This window comes from Vibrio nigripulchritudo ATCC 27043 (genome assembly GCF_000222685.1).
GTDB classification, from domain to species: Bacteria; Pseudomonadota; Gammaproteobacteria; order Enterobacterales; family Vibrionaceae; genus Vibrio; species Vibrio nigripulchritudo.
The window spans coordinates 1-20,031 of record NZ_AFWJ01000288.1; the positions used below are offsets into that span (position 1 = coordinate 1).

Annotated in this window: 22 protein-coding genes; 7 read left to right on the forward strand and 15 right to left on the reverse strand. The window is 46.7% G+C overall.

Translation table 11 applies throughout. The annotated features are described in order from the left end of the window. From RH89_RS22405 to RH89_RS22450, 10 genes are all read right to left on the reverse strand, one after another. Positions 1-1,012: hypothetical protein (locus RH89_RS22405; protein WP_004406952.1), on the reverse strand; the 1,012-nt coding region annotated here is incomplete at its 3' end. A 195-nt stretch (positions 1,013-1,207) separates the two neighbouring features. Further along, a complete protein-coding gene (locus RH89_RS22410) occupies positions 1,208-1,828 on the reverse strand; it encodes a LysE family translocator (protein WP_004406953.1) in 621 nt (206 codons plus the stop codon). Positions 1,829-1,992: 164 nt separating this feature from the next. Further along, positions 1,993-2,703: a 6-phosphogluconolactonase gene (locus tag RH89_RS22415; RefSeq protein WP_022590978.1), complete on the reverse strand. Its 711-nt coding sequence runs from the start codon at positions 2,701-2,703 to the stop codon at positions 1,993-1,995. Between the two features lie 3 nt (positions 2,704-2,706). Beyond that, the gene (locus RH89_RS22420; protein WP_004406955.1) at positions 2,707-3,543 is read right to left on the reverse strand and encodes a carbohydrate ABC transporter permease; all 837 of its coding nucleotides are present in this window, start codon (positions 3,541-3,543) and stop codon (positions 2,707-2,709) included. After that, a complete protein-coding gene (locus RH89_RS22425) occupies positions 3,540-4,463 on the reverse strand; it encodes a carbohydrate ABC transporter permease (protein WP_004406957.1) in 924 nt (307 codons plus the stop codon). The genes RH89_RS22420 and RH89_RS22425 overlap by 4 nt, the downstream gene beginning before the upstream one ends. After that, a complete protein-coding gene (locus RH89_RS22430) occupies positions 4,460-5,533 on the reverse strand; it encodes an ABC transporter ATP-binding protein (RefSeq protein WP_004406959.1) in 1,074 nt (357 codons plus the stop codon). Before RH89_RS22430 ends, RH89_RS22425 begins: the two co-directional genes overlap by 4 nt. 21 nt (positions 5,534-5,554) lie before the next feature. After that, positions 5,555-6,499: an ROK family protein gene (locus RH89_RS22435; RefSeq protein WP_004406960.1), complete on the reverse strand. Its 945-nt coding sequence runs from the start codon at positions 6,497-6,499 to the stop codon at positions 5,555-5,557. Further along, entirely contained in the window at positions 6,496-7,383 is an 888-nt protein-coding gene (locus tag RH89_RS22440; RefSeq protein WP_004406961.1) for a sugar phosphate isomerase/epimerase family protein, read from the reverse strand. The genes RH89_RS22435 and RH89_RS22440 overlap by 4 nt, the downstream gene beginning before the upstream one ends. Continuing rightward, positions 7,380-8,498 carry a Gfo/Idh/MocA family protein gene (locus RH89_RS22445; protein ID WP_004406962.1) on the reverse strand — a complete coding sequence of 373 codons (1,119 nt, stop codon included), beginning with the start codon at positions 8,496-8,498 and terminating at the stop codon, positions 7,380-7,382. The genes RH89_RS22440 and RH89_RS22445 overlap by 4 nt, the downstream gene beginning before the upstream one ends. A gap of 78 nt (positions 8,499-8,576) precedes the next feature. Next, positions 8,577-9,848: an ABC transporter substrate-binding protein gene (locus RH89_RS22450; RefSeq protein WP_004406963.1), complete on the reverse strand. Its 1,272-nt coding sequence runs from the start codon at positions 9,846-9,848 to the stop codon at positions 8,577-8,579. A 295-nt stretch (positions 9,849-10,143) separates the two neighbouring features. Between RH89_RS22450 and RH89_RS22455 the strand changes: the two genes are divergently transcribed. Both RH89_RS22455 and RH89_RS22460 read left to right on the forward strand, forming a co-directional pair. Further along, entirely contained in the window at positions 10,144-11,340 is a 1,197-nt protein-coding gene (locus RH89_RS22455) for an ROK family transcriptional regulator (RefSeq protein ID WP_004406964.1), read from the forward strand. A 128-nt stretch (positions 11,341-11,468) separates the two neighbouring features. Next, entirely contained in the window at positions 11,469-11,840 is a 372-nt protein-coding gene (locus RH89_RS22460) for a GNAT family N-acetyltransferase (protein ID WP_158091128.1), read from the forward strand. Between the two features lie 40 nt (positions 11,841-11,880). On the opposite strand, the gene RH89_RS22465 is transcribed toward RH89_RS22460, so the two are convergent. Both RH89_RS22465 and RH89_RS22470 read right to left on the reverse strand, forming a co-directional pair. Continuing rightward, positions 11,881-12,354, reverse strand: a complete 474-nt coding sequence (locus RH89_RS22465; protein ID WP_004406967.1) for a peroxiredoxin — start codon at positions 12,352-12,354, stop codon at positions 11,881-11,883. A gap of 79 nt (positions 12,355-12,433) precedes the next feature. After that, entirely contained in the window at positions 12,434-13,243 is an 810-nt protein-coding gene (locus RH89_RS22470; RefSeq protein ID WP_004406968.1) for a hypothetical protein, read from the reverse strand. Between the two features lie 341 nt (positions 13,244-13,584). Between RH89_RS22470 and RH89_RS28885 the strand changes: the two genes are divergently transcribed. From RH89_RS28885 to RH89_RS22495, 5 genes are all read left to right on the forward strand, one after another. Then, a complete protein-coding gene (locus tag RH89_RS28885) occupies positions 13,585-14,229 on the forward strand; it encodes a hypothetical protein (RefSeq protein ID WP_004406969.1) in 645 nt (214 codons plus the stop codon). A gap of 309 nt (positions 14,230-14,538) precedes the next feature. Continuing rightward, positions 14,539-15,444: a zinc-dependent metalloprotease family protein gene (locus tag RH89_RS22480; RefSeq protein ID WP_004406970.1), complete on the forward strand. Its 906-nt coding sequence runs from the start codon at positions 14,539-14,541 to the stop codon at positions 15,442-15,444. Positions 15,445-15,713: 269 nt separating this feature from the next. After that, positions 15,714-17,255, forward strand: coding sequence for a glutamate synthase-related protein (locus RH89_RS22485; protein ID WP_004406971.1), 1,542 nt, complete (start codon positions 15,714-15,716; stop codon positions 17,253-17,255). Between the two features lie 114 nt (positions 17,256-17,369). Further along, complete coding sequence (locus RH89_RS22490) at positions 17,370-17,717, forward strand: RidA family protein (RefSeq protein ID WP_038147067.1); 348 nt, start codon at positions 17,370-17,372, stop codon at positions 17,715-17,717. Between the two features lie 141 nt (positions 17,718-17,858). Beyond that, positions 17,859-18,302, forward strand: coding sequence for an acyl-CoA thioesterase (locus RH89_RS22495; RefSeq protein ID WP_004406973.1), 444 nt, complete (start codon positions 17,859-17,861; stop codon positions 18,300-18,302). A 52-nt stretch (positions 18,303-18,354) separates the two neighbouring features. On the opposite strand, the gene RH89_RS22500 is transcribed toward RH89_RS22495, so the two are convergent. The 3 genes from RH89_RS22500 to RH89_RS22510 form a co-directional block, all read right to left on the reverse strand. Then, positions 18,355-18,780, reverse strand: coding sequence for a VF530 family protein (locus RH89_RS22500; protein WP_004406977.1), 426 nt, complete (start codon positions 18,778-18,780; stop codon positions 18,355-18,357). Between the two features lie 78 nt (positions 18,781-18,858). Then, positions 18,859-19,296, reverse strand: coding sequence for a MarR family winged helix-turn-helix transcriptional regulator (locus RH89_RS22505; RefSeq protein ID WP_004406978.1), 438 nt, complete (start codon positions 19,294-19,296; stop codon positions 18,859-18,861). 9 nt (positions 19,297-19,305) lie between these two features. Continuing rightward, positions 19,306-19,929 carry a cytochrome b/b6 domain-containing protein gene (locus RH89_RS22510; protein WP_004406980.1) on the reverse strand — a complete coding sequence of 208 codons (624 nt, stop codon included), beginning with the start codon at positions 19,927-19,929 and terminating at the stop codon, positions 19,306-19,308. Positions 19,930-20,031: the final 102 nt, after the last annotated feature.

Sequence of the window (20,031 nt, forward strand, 5' to 3'; positions counted from 1 at the left end):
CTATAGCTTTGTTCCAGATGACAAAACGTTTCTGCGAACTGCTGGCATTAGTGTGGCAAGCGTTCGAAGAGTGGTTGGTGAAGCGCCCCTGTACGTTCCAGGTGCCGCCTAAGCTGGTTGTGTCGTTCCCATAAATACAGGCTTCAATCAGGTTTTCACTTTCCACCTGACGACGCAATGCATGCATAAAGCTCGTGCTGTTGTCACTGGTGGCGTATCGCACTCCTTCACTTATATTGAGCATCTTACTGCTGGTGGTGCCACACTGCTTTTGCAGCTTTTTCAGCGTGGTAGAGCCAAAACCGTGGTACTGGATAAAGACGGTGTTAGGTGTCGCAAATTCATCAATGCTTTCATGCACAGACTGAAAATACGACGATGTTTGGTGGGCAACGTCGCTCTCTTTGTAATTGCCGTTGGTGCACTGGCTGAGTGTGGTATTGCTGTTTCGGTGTGTACCCGCCAGCATCAGATATTTACTGCTGGTGTAGAAAAAGTCATCAATGGACTGAGTAGCGGTAAACAGGTCGTGTCTGGGATGTGGTGCCTGTAAAACTGCGCTGACGCCACTTGGGTCATAAACGTAGGTCCCCCCGCCGTTAGAGCGAGAATCACTCAATGGGTATTTTTCCTGCAACACATAAAACAGCTTCCCAGTAACCGAGTCGTGGTATTCAATCACATCGTAATCGAGTGGAGAAACCAGGTTAGAGGCTGCGGATGTGTTGCCGTCCATCAACGCCTGAAATGCCGATTTAAACGTCGCAAGATCCTGAGCTGAAGGCTGCTCCCAGGCATTATCTCCTTTCGACCCGTAATCGATGCCTTTCAAATACGCTCTCAAGTCACCGAGCATGATTTTTGTTTGAAAGTGTATCGGATTTAAGTGATCGGGAAACGGGGGCAATTGATTGGCAGCAGCAGGGAAAACAGCTAAAGCCGAAGCAATCGCAATTCCGGTCAGAGTAGTTTTACGTTTCGTTGCAAACTGACGAGTTATTTCTATCAACATGAAGACTCCTTTCAATATCTACCATTTATTGATTGTGTGAATGTAATGGCTAAGATATTTGAGCTTAACTGTATAACATGCTGATCTTTATGTAAGTTGAACGCTTTTTTCTAGTTTATAGACAAGTGTTTCATATTCGTGAAATCTTGCCTTTTGTGTAGAAAATTTGTTAGCCCGAAGTCAGGTTATCTGTGGTCAGCTTCGCTGTATGGTCGATGTTAAAAGCCCAGCGCCCACCATGGCTCCTCCTCCCACTTTATTGAGTACGACTCTGGAGCGATAGCTTTGCATTTTGTGACTGACGATTCCGGAAAAATAAGCAAAACAACTGATCGTAATGGAAATAACACCAAGAAACGTAACCATCAATATCAGTAACTGAGGTAACGCAGGTGAAGTTGATGAAACAAATTGGGGTAAAAATGCCACAAAGAAAACAATACCTTTAGGGTTAAAAGCGGTAACCAAAAAAGAGGATCGAAACAATCCAAAACTTGAAAGACCAGATCCTTTAAGAGTGATGTCTGTTTGCGGAACTTCGCGCCACGCTTTAATACCTAGGTAGATCAAGTAGCCGACACCTAACCATTTCAACAGGAGAAACAAACTCGCAGACGTCGCCAGAACAGCTCCAAGACCAATCAACGAAAGCGTCATCGCCGTCAGGTCTCCTAACAACACACCTAAAACCAATGGTGTCACTGATTTTCGACCATGTGCCAATGCCTGCCCAACAACTAAGATCACCGTTGGTCCCGGAATAATGGCAAAGACAAACACGACGGTAACAAAGGCAACCCAAACTTCCATGGTCATAGTTAAGTCCTCAAACAGTTCTGAGTGACCTTTGAGTGTAATTCACACAAAACAAAGCGGCTATCAACATAGGTGAGACTGTGAGTGATTTTTGTACGCGATTGTCAGAAGAGATTCGAGAGATGAATGCCATCAACTGCAATTCCATCTCTCACATCTAAATATCAATCCAACAAAAGCGCCTCGTCATCGGCGACGATCTCTACATTTGGGTGCAGCTTTAGCAGGCTGGCGGGGAGTAGAGTTGTGATGTCGCTGTCGAGGAGTTTGCTTAGGATTTGCTGTTTGTGTTTCCCTGTCACGACCAAAATCACTTTGTCACACTCCATTATGTCGCCCACGCCAATTGTGATTCCAAACTCCACATCATATTGATTGTTCACCATTGGGTGCTTCTTCGACATCGGGTGCAGTTCAACCACTGAAGTTCTATGGGGCAGGGAATGCGAAGGTTCAAGAAAGCCAATGTGTCCGTTCAGCCCCAGACCCAGGATGCACAGTGAGGAGGAGGGCATGTCCGCCAAACGTTCCCTTACTCTTTTAGCTTCGTCTTCAATCGGGGTTGCTGAACCATCAAGCGAGAGATAGTGGTGAGGTTCAATTCCCCAAGGCCGAATCACTTCCCGTTGAAGTTGATATTCGCAACTGCTTCCATTGCCTTCAGGCAAGCCTACCCATTCGTCCAGTTTGATGATGGTGACTCGGGAGGTATCGGTATACAGAAGTTGTTCTGCCGCAATCTGATAGGCGTCGGAAGGGGTGCCGCCGGATGCCAGAATGATTCTACACGCTGGGTTTAGCTGAACCTGCGCGGTTAGCTGGCGAGCTACATAAGTGGAGACATCTTGATGGGTTTTCAAATGAGTAATATTCATCATTTATCCTTTGATGGCACCTGCGGTTAAACCAGACACTATCTTGCGTTGAAAAATCAGTACCAGCACGACTAGGGGAACCGTCACTATGACCGACGCAGCCATGATCGCGCCAAAAGGCAGCTCGTAACGGCTGGCTCCTGAAATAAGGGCGATAGCAACAGGAACGGTGCGCACTTCGTCATTCAGCACAAACGTAAGCGCAAACAGAAATTCGTTCCATGCCGCGATAAACGCCAGTAATCCGGTGCTGACCAGAGCGGGGGCGAGTATCGGAAAGAACACATGGGTGATGATTCTCATGGTAGAACAACCATCCATTCGTGCCGCGTCTTCCAGTTCCTGTGGCAGTTCCTTCATAAAAGTGGTGATAACCCAGACAGTAAACGGCAAGGTAAAAATCATGTACGACACAATCAGCGCCCAAAGGGTGTTGTACAAGCCGAGCAGATTGATCATGCCCAGCAAGCCAGAAAGGATCACCACCTGCGGAAACATCGACACACTGAGAATCGCCATCAGCATCGCCGTTCTGCCTTTGAAGTTAACTCGCCCAAGCGCGTATGCGGCAGTAACAGACAGCACTAACGAAAGTACGACGACTGCAGTTGCGACAAACAGGGAGTTAAATATGTTCCGGATAAAGGTGCCATTGCTGAGCACGCTGATGTAGTTATCCCAATGAATGGCAGGAAAGAACTCCACTTTGAACAGGTCGGCACCTTGTTTAAATGAAGACACGATTGACCAGTAGAACGGAAACAAAGTGTAGAGCGCAATGATGATAACCAAGAGATAGAACAAAGCTCGGCTTAGTGCTGTTTGTGTGGAGTATTTCATCGGGACTCCTTACTGGTCAGGCTGCTGCGAGATACGTAGAGGTATCCGACAGTGACAAGAGCGACGATAAAAAACAGCAAAGTTGAAGCCGCAGCGCCAAACCCTAAGTCCTGAAAATCGACCATCTGTTTTCTGGCAAAAATGGACATGGTGATGGTGGATTCGCTGCTGCCCGTGAGCACGTACGCCAGATCAAACATCCGTAATGCATCAAGCAGGCGGAACACTACAGCAACCAAGATGGCAGGTTTTAGCAGTGGCAAAGTGATGTGCCAGAAAACGCGCCAGGCGGGAACATTGTCGACTTTAGCCACTTCATAAATGTCTTTAGGGAGCATCTGAAGCCCTGCCAGAATCAGTAGGGTCATAAATGGCGTGGTTTTCCATACATCAACAAAGATGATTGCCGTCATTGCCCATTCCGGATCTGCCGTCCAGGCGATTTTTTCACTGATGATGCCCAGCGACATGGCAAGCTGATTAATCACACCATACTGATCATGGAACATCCATTCCCACATTCTGGCAGACACAATGGTGGGAATTGCCCACGGAACCAGCACGACAGCACGCATAATGCCTTTAGTGGGGAGGTTGGCGTTAAGTATGAGGGCGATACCTAACCCCAGAATTGTTTCAAATGCGACGGATACTACTGAGAAGTACAAGGTATTCCAGACAGAGTTCCACCAGCCAGAATCGGTCAGCAGAAAGGCATAGTTTTCAAACCCGACCCAGCCAGCCTGTTCGGGTTCCATAAGTTGGGCATCAGTAAAAGAAAAGTAGAAATTCTTCAGTAGCGGGTAAAGTGCCACAAACGCCAGCACCAGTGCCATGGGCAAAATGTATAGCCAGGCTTCATACACCTTTTGTTGCCTGAGCCGATACCCAATCGGCGCTTTGTCAAAATCGCCGCTCATGGGTTTGTCCGCGTATCAATGTTTTTACCATTGGCATCAAAGCAGTGAATCTCATCCCAGTTCAGTGCCAGCCAGACTTCTGTATCGGGTTGATAGCGGTGCTGACCATCGACGGCAACCACGAGTTTGAGGCGAGTACTGACCTTGCAATAAACATAGCTTTCACCCCCCAGAATTTCCGTGTGCGTAACATGAGCTTTGATATCGTTGGAAGAGGGTTCGAGAGAAAGTGCGATGTCTTTAGGGCGAACCCCAATCATCATTTTCTTGTCCATCAGCTTGCCTTCGACAATATCGAGGTGCCCGCCCTGAAAATAGAAGCCGTCGGCTTTCATTTCACCTTTAATAAAATTCATTTTCGGAGAGCCGATAAACCCGGCGACAAAGCGATTCTTTGGCTTGTTGTACACGTCCAAAGGCGATCCAAATTGCTCGATCACACCGTTATTCATGACTACGATTTTGTCAGCCAGTGTCATGGCTTCGACCTGATCGTGGGTCACGTAGATGGTGGTGGCATCCAGCCTTTTGTGGAGTGTTGCAATTTCGACCCGCATATCCACCCGAAGCTCTGCGTCCAGATTGCTCAGGGGTTCATCGAACAGGAAGATTTTCGGCTCGCGTACTATGGCTCTGCCAATGGCGACTCGCTGACGTTGTCCGCCAGAAAGCTCGGCGGGCTTGCGATCCAGCAGGTATTCCAGTTTGAGAATTTCAGCCGCGTTTTTGACCCTTTTGGCGATGGCGTCTTTGGGTAATCGCGCAGTTTTTAAGGCAAATGCCATGTTGTCCCAAACGTTCATGTGAGGGTAGAGGGCGTATGACTGAAAGACCATTGCCAAGCCTCTCTGACCCGGAGCGACGTCGTTGACCTTTGTTCCGTCAATGAACACGTCGCCATAAGATTGCAGTTCCAGCCCAGCAATTAAGCGCAATAACGTCGATTTTCCACAGCCTGACTGACCGACAAAAACGATGAACTCGCCCTGCTCAATGGATAAATTGATGTCCTTGAGGACTTCAGTCTGACCAAAGGATTTGTAGATATTCTTTAAAGACAAAACTTCCATGCACTGTCTTCCTGTTTCACCCTAACTCATGTGTTCTGCAATGGCTAAAGCTGCGCCTACGGTGCCAGAGCGATGACCAAATTTGGCTTTGTAGATGGGAATATTCTGACACTCTTGCGCCCAGATTCGGTCTCTGAGCGTCACTTCCATAAACATATGATAAATGTTGTGGGCGCACCCCAGACCGCCTCCCATCACGATCGCTTCTGGATCCAGCATATTGACCATTTGGGCGAGCAAGCTTCCTAACACTTCACTGGCTAACTTTATGTATTGCCTTTCTTCACCGATGGAAAGTTCCGCCTTGGTCAGTAGCTCGGGGAGCGTGTTGTAACACTGGTCTGGGTGGCTCATATTCCAGCAGTTCAGCAGCCCTGAACCGGATACCAGCGCCTCTGGCAAATAGTTAACTGCGCGCAGGTCAGGCGTGCAGGCAGTTAAGGTATTGCTGGCGAAGTGAATCGCGTACCCGTTTTTACCTCGCCAGGGCTTCCCGTTGTTAAATAAGGTATAGCTCAACCCAGTGCCAAGTGATACATAGACAAAAGACTGGTGATCTTTTCCTGCTCCCAGAGTTGCCTCGGCAAGCCCGGCAACCCGCACGTCGCTCTCAAACAGAACGTTTTCCACCGGGAAATCAGATTGGCTTAATGAACGTAAATCGAAATTCCAGTCACTCACGATTTTTCCATCGCTGTTCACCAGTTCTGGAAAGGCAATGCCGCATCCCTTGACCGGAATACTCTTAACGCCGGCAAACTCTAGGTGATGGACGAGCAGTTTTTGAATGTCCGCAATGATGTCTTTTTTTGGGCGCTGCTTTTGAGTCGCCATCTGGGTTTCGCACAGTATTTTTCCTGTAGACACATCCACTAACGCCGATGCCATTTTGGTTCCGCCGATGTCGATACCAACGTAGGCATCGGGCAAGGCTTCCGCTGTTTTGTATACCGCTTGTTGACTCATGGTGTACCCAACCCGAGTCGTCTGGCGTAGTCAAAACTGTTTTTGGCATGGGTATACGCCATGTTGTGAATGTCGGGGTAGATGTCCTGTTCAATGACGGCAAACCCCTTAAACGACTGCTTTTCCAGCTCTTGTTTGATGGCGTGAAAATTTACTGCGCCTTCGCCAAGAGGCACCATTACCCCGAGCTCGAATGCTTCGTCATCACTCAGGTTTTTCTGTTTCACCTTTTCGCGAATGGATTGGCTCATATCCTTGAGATGGTAATAGTGAATTCTGGGTCCAAACTCACGAATAAAATCCTCTGGTACGCCTCCGGTATATAGGTGATGCCCGGTATCAAAGCATAGGTTGACGTAATCAGGGTGGGTGTCATTCAGCAAGCGTAAAATCTGATGCTCGTTTTCAATACACGTTGAGATGTGTGGGTGGAAAACGTATTCCAGCCCATATTCTTCCTTAACTATTTTGGCGGTTTCCCCAATGACGGAAACCACGTGTTTCCAGTCCTTAAGACTTAGATTTCTGTCGCTGGGGTGTTTGTACAAACTGTCGCCATCCATAAAGACAAAATACTTTGCACCCAAGGCTTCCAACAACGGGCAGATCTTATTGATGTCTCGTTTAATGTTGTCCAGCGCATTGGGGACGATTAAGTCAGACATATGGGCAGAACTGCACACCTGAAGGTGGTGGGCATCCAGTTCATACTGAAGTTGACCTATGTCTGTTGGCAGATAGCCGTAAGGGCCCAGTTCAATATTTCGGAATCCGCACAAGCTGGCTTCATCAAGAAATTTTTGCCAGTTTGGTTGCATGTGATCTTTGGGATACCAAACCCCCCAAGAACATGGGCAGGTGGCTAAGGTAATCTTGCGGCTCATGACTTACCCTCTTGCTGGCGATCTTCTATGTTTAAGTTCTCTGCGATGCAGTCTATGGCTTGCAGAACCAATTCTAAGTCCTGTTGTGAATCCTGCAGGCTGGTGAGCACGGGGGCATTGGTCGTCAGAGTTTTATGCCAGTAGAGCAGTTCCAAATTGAATTGATCCTGATAGAACGGACCGTGCATTTCGCTTGGATGATGCCCTTCACCACTTTGGAATTCCAGGCTGGTGGGTAAGTTACGAATGTAAGGGGTGGGGTAGTTGATCTTCAGTCGCTTGGTATCAGACGTAATTTCTATGCTGGCATCGACTCTTGGGATGTTGTCGATCAGGATTTCATAGGTTGCGAAAAATGACCCGTAATCCAGCGTCAGCCCGATATGTTCACCCGTTGGATTACAAAATGCACTGACGACGCGTTTTGGCGGCTGAATCAGTTGCCGAAGCGCGGCCAAGTTGTGAATCGCTGCTCCGGTCAGCACTCGGTAACATTTCCATAAAAGGTCTGAATGCGCTTTTGCCCCGAGTAGTTCGTGCCTCTGGAGATCTTCTTCCAACTTGCTGCGCTCAATCTGACTGACGTCATGATCGGAAGGGTAGTAGAGGTCGGATACTTGCGGCAGAAAGTAATCGCCTTCGCGTTGCAGATCTTTCACCCGAACGCTTTTGATTTCGCCTAGTTCAGAAAGCTTGGTTTGAGCAAGGGCGTACGCTTTGGCATACACTCGCATGTATCCGACGGTAACGTCGACCTGATGCTGAGCGGCTAATTCTATGAGCTCACTGACATGTCGGGGAAGCAAACAACTGGGCTTTTCCAGTAGTACCGGTTTGCCTGCCTGCACGGCTAGTTTAGTGTGTGCGAAATGCATCGGGTCGGGGGACATGATGATCACTGCATCAACACCGTCACTCTCTATCAGTTCTTCCGCGCTGTTGTAGCCATTGGCGACGTGATAGCGCTGGCAGACTTCAGTGACCAGTGTCTGGCTGATATCAAATACCGCAGTGACCTGGAATTTATCGGGGTGATGAAACAGGGTTGGAAGGTGCAAACTTTGAGCGGCTTCTCCCAAGCCAATGAGCCCCAGTCGAACAGGTGATGTCAGCATACTGTTCTTGTTTCCCTAATGTTCTCTGATTGACTGGGCAGGGGTCAATTTCGCCCCTGCCGTTATTATGATTATGGGTTACCACTTACCGCGACGCTTCAGGCGTTTCAGCTCGGCTTCCATTTCATCAAGCGCTTTCTCGGCACTGATATCTCCTGCCAGAGCCTTATGTACTTTTGTCCAGATGGCGTTACTCACCCTGCTGTACTGATCACCAGTAACTTGTGAAGGTCTGGCGACAACATTAGCGAATGAGGTTTGCATGTCTGCAAGAAACGGATTGGCGTTGAGCACATCGCTGTCTTTATAAAGCGCAGGTAACGTCGGGCTGTAGCTGGCTTCAATAGCGCGTCTCTTTTGCTCTTTCATACCTGTCAGATATTCCACCAGACTTACGGCAGTTTCTGGCGAGCGAGAGTACTTGGAAACCCCAAGCAGAGCGGTTCCGTAGCAGCCTGCATTGATGCCGTTAGCCGCGCCTTTCGGAAGCGCCATTACACCAACTTTGTCTTTGATTACGGAATCTTCAGAATTGGCGAGGCTCCATACGTAGGACCAGTTACGGTGGAACAAGGCATTGCCGTTCTGGAATACACCACGTGAGGACTCTTCATCGTAGTTCAGAGTGCCCGGCGGGCTAATGGTGTTTATCCAGCTAGCGGCGGTGCTCAGTATTTCGCGATTGGCTGGCGTGTTTACGGTCACGTTGCCATCGCCGTCAATAATGGTGCCGCCATCCGTCGAACCGAACCATTCGATGGCATTACAGGTCAGCCCTTCATAAGAACGCCCTTGCCACGCGTAGCCCCAGAAATCGGCATTGCCTGCCGCTCTTTCTTTCTTCTGAACATCCGAAGCGATTTTCGTAAGCTCCTGATAGGTGGCTGGTGGCTGGTGCCCGTATTTTTCCAGCAGGTCTTTGCGATAAAACAACATGCCTGTGTCCATGTACCAAGGAACAGAAAGGACTTTTCCATTCACTGTGGTGCCGTCGACAGCCGCTTTAAAATGCTGATTCAGCGTGTCGGAAGAAACGTGTTCACGCATATCCAAAAGGTGGGATTTAAGTGCTCCCGGCCAGATGGTATCGAGAATCAGAACATCAATGTCTTTCGACTTAGAGACCAAAAGTTGTTGATAGAGCGGCAACACGTCGTCCCAGCTAGCGGGTAACGTGACTACATTTACGGTATTTCCTGTCTGTTTCGCCCAAGCATTTGTGCCATCCTTGCACAGCTGTAACTCCACTCCGGATGAACTACAAAACACTGTGACTTCTTCAGCTGATGCTTTAAGTGCAAGGCTGTTTGCCAGTACACCCAAAGCCAGTATGGGTATGAGCTTTTTCATATCACCTCCATGTGCTTCGTTATTAAATCCATTAAATGGAATTAAATGATAAAACTGTCATTATTGTATATTTTTTGATCGATTATTTGTGATCTCGGAATGATTTAATTTCTTATAATGAGAAAAATCAGTCGGTTAAAATTTGGACGAATTTTTTATTCAACCGAATTGGTATCTGGGCATGATTCTGGACTTCTGTTAACGTGAAAAATCAGAGCATAAGAATATGCTTAATAAAACATGAGAGATCCTCAACGCGTATCTAAGAGGGCACAAAGGAAGCAAAGAGGCGGTTTTGAAAGGAAAGAATCACGTACAAACAAAGCGTTCTAATCTCAGTGTGGTGTTTGAAATCATTCGCCAAAACCCTCGTATTAGCCGTGTTTCAGTGGCGCAAATGTCTGGTCTGCGCAATCAGACCATCACTAATCTGGTTCGTGAACTGATTCAGACGGGGTACGTTCTGGAAGTCGGTAAAGTTCAGGGTAAGCGAGGGCAGCCACAAACTTTACTTGAAGTGAATCCAGCCTCCTGTGTGTCTATCGGTTTGCAGATTGATCAAGGCTTCATTAGCGGAAGTCTGGTGGACCTGAATTTGGAAACGTTGGCTGAACATCAGGTTGTGCTGGATAGCCTTGAACCCGCTTATGTTGTTTGCCAGCTTTCTGCACTGGTTGAAATGCTGATTCAGTGCGTTCCCGATTCCAGAAAAAGTATGGTTGGAGTTGGCGTAGCCGTGGCAACGCTGGTCAAGGACGACACCGAGCGACATCTGGTTGGTGCAGAATGGGAGTCGTGGAACAAGTTCAACCTTACCGAGCAACTTAGCCAGAAGCTTGGCTACCCTGTGTATCTGGAAAATGATGCGACCTCTGCGGCAATTGGTCACAGTTTTGGAGGTGGTCGCGATCGGTTAGAGAACTTTATTTACCTTTACATTGGTAATGGCTTAGGGGCTGGCATCATTACCAATAATCAGCCATACAAAGGGGCCTGGAGCAATGCAGGCGAAGTTGGTCGAATCCACTGGCACTGCTCCGGAGATGTGGAATACATAGAAACTCATCTGTCGGTTCAGGCACTGAAAACCATGGTTAATTATTCGGGATCGGATTTAGAACTCCCCGCCTTCATCGATCAAAACTGCCTACGCAGTAAAGCGTGTGAGAACTGGGTTGTTGAGTCAGCAAAGCGCCTTCGGTATGTCATCAATATTCTGGAAAACTTGTTTGAACCGGAAAGTATCGTGGTTGGAAGCCGGCTTTCTGGTGAGGTAATGGACCGTCTGGTGGATGCTACTTTGCCCCTGTTTCCGTCGATTTGTGAGCGTCATGAACGAACGCGAAAAAGGATCACTCTAAGCCACCATTCCGTGTCTGTTGGGGCGGCTTCATTGCCTTTGTTTGGGCTGTGTCACCCTGATCGTCATGATCTCTTTGAGTGCTCGCACCAACTCCCTCCTACATTCAAAGTGGTTGATTTGGAAGAATAGATATAAATATGATAATGCTTACCTACTTAGCCAACACCTAAAATCGAATGAATACAACGAACCAAATCAGACTCGTTTCTTTTCAGGTTGAAGAGTTTCCGAAGGCATACGCCATTTTCAAAGAATACATGAAACCAGTGATTGATGACGCGCTAGGCTGGGATGAGGCGTTTCAATCTGACGGCTTTTTTAACCGTTTGAAGCCGGAATGGTGCTACTGGATAGAAAGTGAAGGGCACAACCTAGGTGTGGTGATTCACAAAACCACTGAGGAATCGGTTCATGTGCACCTTCTGGTGGTGTTTTCGCAAGCTCAGGGGAAGGGAATTGCACAGCAGACGATGAACCTGATTGAGCAAGATGCGATTTCAAAACAGCTTCCGGTGACCTTAAGCTGTTTTAAGAACAATATTGCCGCGTTGAAGCTGTATCAAGGACTTGGGTTTAAAGACGTTTCAGGGGATGAACTGTTTTTTGATATGAAAAAGCAGGTGGAATAAAAAGGCAGGAAGCCCTGCCTTTGAAATACTTTGGGATAGATTACAGGCTTGCCAGAATGGTTTCTGCTTTACTGCCTTCGAATGTTTTTGGAGGCTCTACATTCAATGTTGTCACTACACCATCTTCAATGATCATCGCGTAACGCTGAGAACGTACTCCGCCGAATGATTCCGTATCCATTTCCAAACCAAGTGCTTTTGTAAATGACGCATCGCCGTCCGCCAGCATTTTGATTTCATTAGCGTTCTGCGCATCGCCCCATGATTTCATTACAAATGCATCGTTTACTGAAACACACGCAATTAGATCGACACCTTTTGCTTTCAACTGATCAGCGAGCACAACGTAACCCGGCAAGTGCGCTTCAGAGCATGTTGGTGTAAAAGCACCAGGTACTGCAAATAACACGACTTTTTTGCCTGCAAATAGCTCGGCTACATCGTGGTTAGTCATGCCATCTGCTGTCAGTTCGCTGAGTGAACCTGCTGGAAGCTTTTGTCCTTGTTCAATCATTACTTCATTCCTTTTTCATTGTATTGGGGAATTGAGTGTACGCCGATTCAGGGGAGGTAAAAACACTCAGACTTTGAGGTTAATCGGATTGTGGCACCGAGTTATCATGCTCATTCAAAAAAGAGACTTCTGGGTACTCTACCCGATAACCCAAATCATCCAGAATGGCGACAGTGATTATCCCAATATTTTCGCCATTAGCGCCTACTTCATGAGTCAGTGGAGGGATTCTATGTCCGTCTTGGTCATAGCGAACAGGGTCATCAATCAGAACATGGTCATACAGATGGTCACCCGTACTGGAAAAAGGCAAGCAAGGGTACTGGTTGTCGTAGAGGTGGTTGTACCATCTCACCGCCTGACTGTGCTCCAGACAATAGGCGGGTCCCCGCATAAGGGCGTTATCTTCAAGGTAGGCACCCGTTAAAATCCCGATCCCAAACACATGTGCCAGTTCGTGGCGTAGGGTGGTTTGATAGTCGGTGGGATCAAATTCGGGGTGATGCGTACGGGTATGGATACGTATTGTTGCCGATTTTGGGAAAGCGGAATCCGCAATATCGACATATTCTTCAATAACAGCATCACCATCTGACTCGATGGCATCTGTCAATTCGAAGTGTATTGATATTGTATGATGGGAAATACCATCAATGGCTTTGACATACTTTAGCCATTCCGAAGCGGCATCCAGATATCGGGTCTTATCGTAATCTGAAGTATTCTGAGAAAAACTCAGGTTCAGGGTTATTCCCTCATTTTGGACGTGTTGACCAAGAGAACCAAAGCTACTGAATGAAAAAATGACACCGATAAAAGCGAGCAAGTAGCTCAGTTGTTTTAAAAGATTTCTATAAATCAGGCAGAGTAAAGGCTGAATATAAGTCATCTGTGGGCTTACTGTTTGAAAATCCATTTATTGAAAAGGATTATACAAATTTATCAGTAAAGTTATGTAAGGCTGTGTAACTACCATTTCATTATTAAAATATAAGGAACGAGATAGGATAAAATTACGATTCTATTCACAACCTATTAATATTATGGAAAGAAAAAGAGACTGATTCTTGTCTTATATTTAAGAGCGAAAATGCTAACTCTGTACTATAAAAAACACTATTTTTAAAAAGTGTGACCTTCAACCAGAGAGTATTAATAAAACACATTTTTATTTTTCTAATTCGACACAGCTAAATTAATAATGCGTTCATCTTAGAAAGGGTGAATGCTATGAGCAAAATTATACTGTACTTTGTTTTGATTTTGGGTGTCGCCGCATTGGTCGTTATTGACGAGAAAGACGAAACTCAAGATCACCAAAAGGCAAAGCAAAGCGTGGAAAGCAGTGATGGTACAGCACCATCTTCCCCTCCAAAAGAAACGAGCAATAACTTAAGCGATGGTACAACTGTCGTTATACATTCAGGGGTGAGTGCCGTTGAATCAGCTGAACCTTCCTATGATTCAAAACCCACTCAGGTGTCAGACCCTTGGTTCGAAGTGACGGATACGCTAACCATCGATAGTCTTAAGCCATTAAGTGAAGCCATTGAAACGCTGTTGGCTATTGAGTTTAAAGATATCGACGAACTGGCTGAACTTGCTTCTGGCGATAAGGTGAATCTCACTCTGCCTAACGGAGAAGGAATTTTAATCTCCGTTACACATGCCAAACAACAGCCTAATCATATTAAAACCTGGTCAGGTATATTTGAAACACAGGGTTCTCAATTTCCCGTTGTATTTACTTTCGGTGAAAGCAATGTATTTGGATTTATCGGTCATCCTGATGCTGAATACAAAATAACGGGTATTAAAAATACCGCGTGGTTATACGAAGTTCCTACCGAACACTATTTTGAAGCCCCTCACTAACTATTTTCTAATTTATACCCAAGTGACCTCAAGATGCAGGATTCAGAGCCTCATATTCTGTTTCAGTTCAAGGAAACGAACGCAGCGGAATGACCCGTCCTTTCCAAGTTCTTTGACGATGAAATGAGACAGAATATGGGCTCCCAAGGGCGAGTTTAACTGGCTTTCATACTGCGTTACCGATTCTTGATTTAGAACCACTAGATCTTCAAATCGGTGTCTTGTCTGAAAAGCCAGTTAATTCTCGCTGAACTTAGCATCTTGAGGTTACTTGGGTATAGACAACCCTCAAATAATAAAGGAAAAAGTATGTATAAATTAGGCATTGCTGCAGCCTTGGCGGCAGGAGTCTTTACGCCTGTTACTCACGCAAATGAAGCTCCTGTTCCCGTTACTACACAGATAGATCTGCTTGGCGTGTATACCCCGGGTTTAAAGAAACACTATAACGATGAGCCTGTAACTGCCATTCAGCACAGGGTGAATGTCGCGAACATGGTGTTTGAGATGAGTAAGGTGGACGTGAATGTCAATCTGGTTGGAACCATGGAAGCCAAATACGATGAAGGGGAAAGGCAGATCTCGCAGACAGATGCTTTAGGTGCCATAACGCCCGATACCAAAGGTTATACCAACAAAGCGTTCAACAAGGTTGAAGGAAAACGTAAAGAACTGGGCGCTGATATGGTGACTTTGTTTCGCAATCTAAAGGTGAATAACTCACCCGATCACAGGAAGAAAAAGATCACCAAAGGAAACAAAACCTACACATCTATTTCTACGAGCTGCGGAAGAGCCCATACGTTAAGGAAATACGAGCACGACAACGCTCCAGCGTTAGTGAAACGTAAGCTGTATAGCCACGTTTATACCAACGAGTGTAAAGACGATACCTTAGTACACGAGCTCGGCCACAATATGGGGCTGTATCACGCGCGCGAACAATATTCAGGGAAACTGCCACACACCAATGGATATTCGTTCCCGGGGGCATACGGCTATGGCGTCGAAGGGCAGTTAGCTACAACCATGGCATACAACCACAAGTTTAAGGTGAGCAAAAGCACCTATACGTTTTCTAACCCAGATATCCAATGCAATGGGGTTCCCTGTGGTCTGAAAGACGTCGCCAATGCGGTGAAAACCCTTCGCTATACGGCGCCATTGGTTGCCAAAGTAATGACAAGACCTGTTCCTCAGCCTCAAGTAAATTAAAAACTTCCTGATTCCATCTTGCTACATCCAAGTGCGGGTTCTGCCCGCACTTTTTCAATTCAACGAATTTGGTTGCTTATCAAATTACCCGTTTCCAACTAATAAAACACTCAACCTCCTACATTCGAATGTTCATTTCCTCTAAGCCTACCTATATTTTCATTAGAGCTTACAGCGAATGCTGATGAGCTTTTAAAAACAATAAGGCGACCCCGTTTGTGCTGTCGGAGGTTAGCCAATATGACACTGGAAACAACAAGGAAAATCTGATGAGCAAGCCGATCGTAGCGGATAATAAGCCGATCAAAGTCGATCTCAAAAAAGGAGACGATTACTACTTCTGCGCCTGCGGGCGTTCCAAAAACCAGCCGTTTTGTGACGGCTCACACGCGGGGACAGACTTCAAACCAAAACACTTTACGGCTGAAAATGATGGAGATGCCTACCTGTGCCAATGCAAGCACACTGCCAATGCACCATTTTGCGATGGCAGCCATAAGCAGTTTACCGCCGAGCAGGTAGGTCAGGAAGGACCGGGAGTGCAGATTCAGGCTGGGTTAGCACCAACTGCATCTGCAACCAAAGAAGAACCCACCGTGGAATTCATTCATCAGTTGGCAAGAGAGGGACTGTCGAAACTTGGTCATCATGGTCCCATGACGTCTATGGGAGTGCCGAGATACCAGTTGCCACACTGGGATGATTTACAGGTAATGGTGGCGCAAATGGCGACCAAGCCACTTTTGGAAGATGTGGCAGTTAATACCGAACTGGTCATAGGTCCTGAAACTAAAAAGCCTCTGACCTTAAAGATACCGCTATTCGTCTCGGACATGAGCTTTGGTGCGCTTTCGGAAGAAGCCAAAGTGTCGTTGGCAACCGGCGCTGAACTGGCTGGAACGGGTATCTGTTCTGGTGAGGGAGGCATGTTGCCAGAAGAGCAGGCTGCCAACTCACGTTATTTTTATGAGCTGGCGAGTGCGGGTTTCGGCTACAAAGAAGACTTGCTCACCAAGGTACAGGCGTTTCATTTCAAAGGCGGACAAGGTGCAAAAACAGGTACTGGAGGGCACCTTCCCGGCACCAAGAACATTGGTAAGATCTCGCAGGTTAGGGGGATTCCGGAAGGGGAGTCTGCTATCTCGCCTCCAACCTTTAAAGATTTGAATTCTGCAAAGGATTTCAAAAAGTTCGCAGATCGGGTGCGTGAAGTCAGTGGGGGGATTCCCATCGGGTTTAAGCTGAGCGCCAACCATATCGAGAAAGACATCCAGTTCGCACTGGATGCCAGCGCAGACTACATCATTTTAGATGGGCGAGGTGGTGGCACAGGCGCTGCACCAGAAATGTTCCGGGATCATATCAGTGTGCCTACCATTCCAGCGCTAGCCAGAGCACGTCGTTACCTTGACCAGCAGGGAGCAAGTGGGCGTGTCACCTTAATTATCACTGGCGGCTTAAGAGTCCCTATGGACTTTGTTAAAGCCATGGCGCTTGGTGCGGATGGTATTGCGGTATCCAACAGCGCAATGCAGTCCATTGGCTGTGTGGCAGCGCGTATGTGTAACACCAATAATTGCCCCGCAGGGATAGCGACACAAAAAGCGGATCTGCGACAGCGATTAAATGTTGCCAAAGCATCAAACCAGTTGAAGAACTTTTTTGAAGCCTCAACAGAACTGATGCAGGTAATGGCGCGAGCTTGTGGGCATCACTCTTTGAGTCAATTTAACAAAGAAGATTTAGCTACATGGCATCGTGAGATGGCGCAGCTTTCTGGAGTGAGGTACTCAGGATTCGAATCCATTTAACCTCGGGAGCGAAACAGAATGCCCATCGAATCAATAGATGGGCATTTTTATAAAATGCTATTGCTAGGTATAATCCCAACCTTTTCAGAAAGTAAAGTCAGAAGGGAACACAAGGTGATTGAAAGAAAGCGTGGTATTTATCAGGGAAGAAACAAGTCTTCCGCCTACAAAGATCTGGTCTGGACGGTTGCTACGTCCTCCGATACGTCGTTGGATATTGTTGGTCAGACTCAGCTTACCTTAGATACCATTCAGAACAACTTGAACGAACTCGGCAGTGACAAAACGCAGATTGTATCAGCGCAGGTTTATATCGCGAATATGGCTGACAAACCCCTAATGGACAAGGTGTGGTGTGACTGGATGGGGGAAAACCCAGAACACTGGCCTCAAAGAGCGTGCTTAGGTGTCGACCTGGAAGGGGATGTGCTCATTGAAGTCACGGTGACAGCAGTCAGATAACCAGATAAAGCCATCCGAAATTCCAATTAGCGCCCAATCTTATTATTGGGCGTTTTTGTGCCAACCTTCAAATATCCAGCCGCAGTCTTTATCTGAAAACAGGGTATATTGGATAGCTGTTCTATTCCAAGGAAGGTAGAAATGGAAACACTACTCAAAGAATTTCCCACCGTCACCGAAATACAAGTCGCGTGGGGAGAAATGGACGCTCTTCAGCACGTGAATAACGTCGTTTATTTTCGCTATTTCGAAACCGCAAGATTGGATTACTTCAAAATGATTGGTCTGCTTGTTGATATTCAGCAGTCTCAGATTGGTCCGGTATTGAGCGAAACACAATGTCGCTACAAGCTTCCGGTTACGTTTCCAGATACGCTTTGGATTGGTAGCCGGGTAATTGATCTTCAGGAAGACCGCTTCACCAAGGAATATCACGCGTTTAGCGAAAAGTGGGGAAAGATAGCCACAATCGGTAAGGCGACTTGCGTGATGTTTGATTTTAAGAACAACACAAAAACCCGCATTCCGGACAATATCAGGGACTCTATATTGTCGGTGGAAAGTGAAGTGGGAAATACACTCTAAAGCTTGTGGCAAGTAAAAAAGCGAACTCCATTTGAAGTTCGCTTTTTCTATGTTAATCGCGTGGGCGGCGTCTGTTTTTATTTTGCCCAGAAGACCGGGCTTTGTGAGCGGATGCCGCCTTAGCCTGAGACTTTAGAATGGACTCGACCGTCAGCTCCATAGGTTCTTTTGGTTCCAGCCCATGTCTGAATGTGCGAGCGCGTGGCGGAAGTTGATACTCTTCTTCAGAAGCGCGAGGCATCCGCTTAAAGCGATACAGATAAAAGTTTTCTACCTTCTCCCTCGCCCAGTCTGTCTTTTTTAAGTACTTAACGCTGCTGGCAATGGAAGGCTTGGTGTGAAAACAGTTAAAGCGCATCGCAGCGTCTAAAATATCCCATCCGTAGAAATCCACCAGCTCCTGCAACATGGTTTCCATTTTTAAACCATGGAGCGGATTATTTTTTTGAAGTTCGATTCTTTCTTCTTCAGTCATCATAGCGATTTACCTGTTCATACGGACTTGGGTGGCGCATGGTGTCACGGCTTTGTTTTCTTGTCACCAATTTAAATGAATTTACTTATTCGCAAACCCAACCATCACTTTGGTGAGTAAGCGAATCAGTTCCTGCTGTTCATTCTGTTCCAGGTGAGAAAGGGCACCCTGATTAACTTGATGTGCCAAAGGCTGAAGTGTGTCTTTAAGCTTTCTGCCTTCTTCAGTCAGATAAATTCGGTAAGATCTGCGGCTGTTTGGATCCGCTTGTCTTTCCACCCATCCCCGATCTTCAAGTTTATCTAGAGTTCGGGTTGTGGTGGAATTCTCGATGCGGGATTTGTCAGAAAGCTCTCGCTGAGTCACGCCTTCCTGCTCCCACAGGCACATCATCGTTGGCCAAAAGCTTTTGGGGAAATCATGTTTTGCCAGCTCTTGTTCAAGCATCTTAGCCATGTGCGATGCGACGACGTTTACTTTCCAACCAAAACTTTTCTCACGTTCAAATGTTTCGCTCATTGTTATCTCTTATGCAAATGCAACTGTTGCAATGGTAACGGAAATTGCAAGCACTAGCACCATTAACGCACGAGTATTCGACGCAAAATAGAGGCTTGTGTTCGCGCTGATTTGTTTTTGTACCCCTGTGACCATCGCCCAAGTCAATGGCGTGCCTTTGAGTTTGTAGATAAGAACAGCACCAATATGAAAAGCGATCAAACCTGGTAGTAAGTTCGCTCCGATCATGTGCAGTTGCTCAACTACCATAAACACTTCCTCGGTAAGCAAATTTCCGACGATGGGCATTTCGTCCAACATTCCCGCAATTGTCATTCCAGAAATACACTGAAAAAGCAGGGCAGAAAGCATAACCACTACCATCCATCCTCCGGCTGGGTTATGGCCTAACGACGCAGATTTGCCCGATTTTAGGTAGTTCATAACGGCTTTAGGCGAAGTAATAAACTGGCGAAATCGACTGGTTTGACTGCCAGCGATTCCCCACAAAACACGCCATACCAGTAATGTGAATAGTGCCAACCCTAGCTGGACATGAGGCCCATTTCCCGAGAACCCCGACCCCATTAAGGCGACAAATAGCAGAGCCTGAAGCCAGTGATAGATGCGTGTTGGTAAGTCCCAGATTTTCATAATTCGTTTCCTCTTTCTTTGTTGTTCTACTAATAATTTAAAATGCAATTGTTGCAAATGCAATAGTTGTTGTGTAAATTGTTTTCCATTCCAAAGATAAGA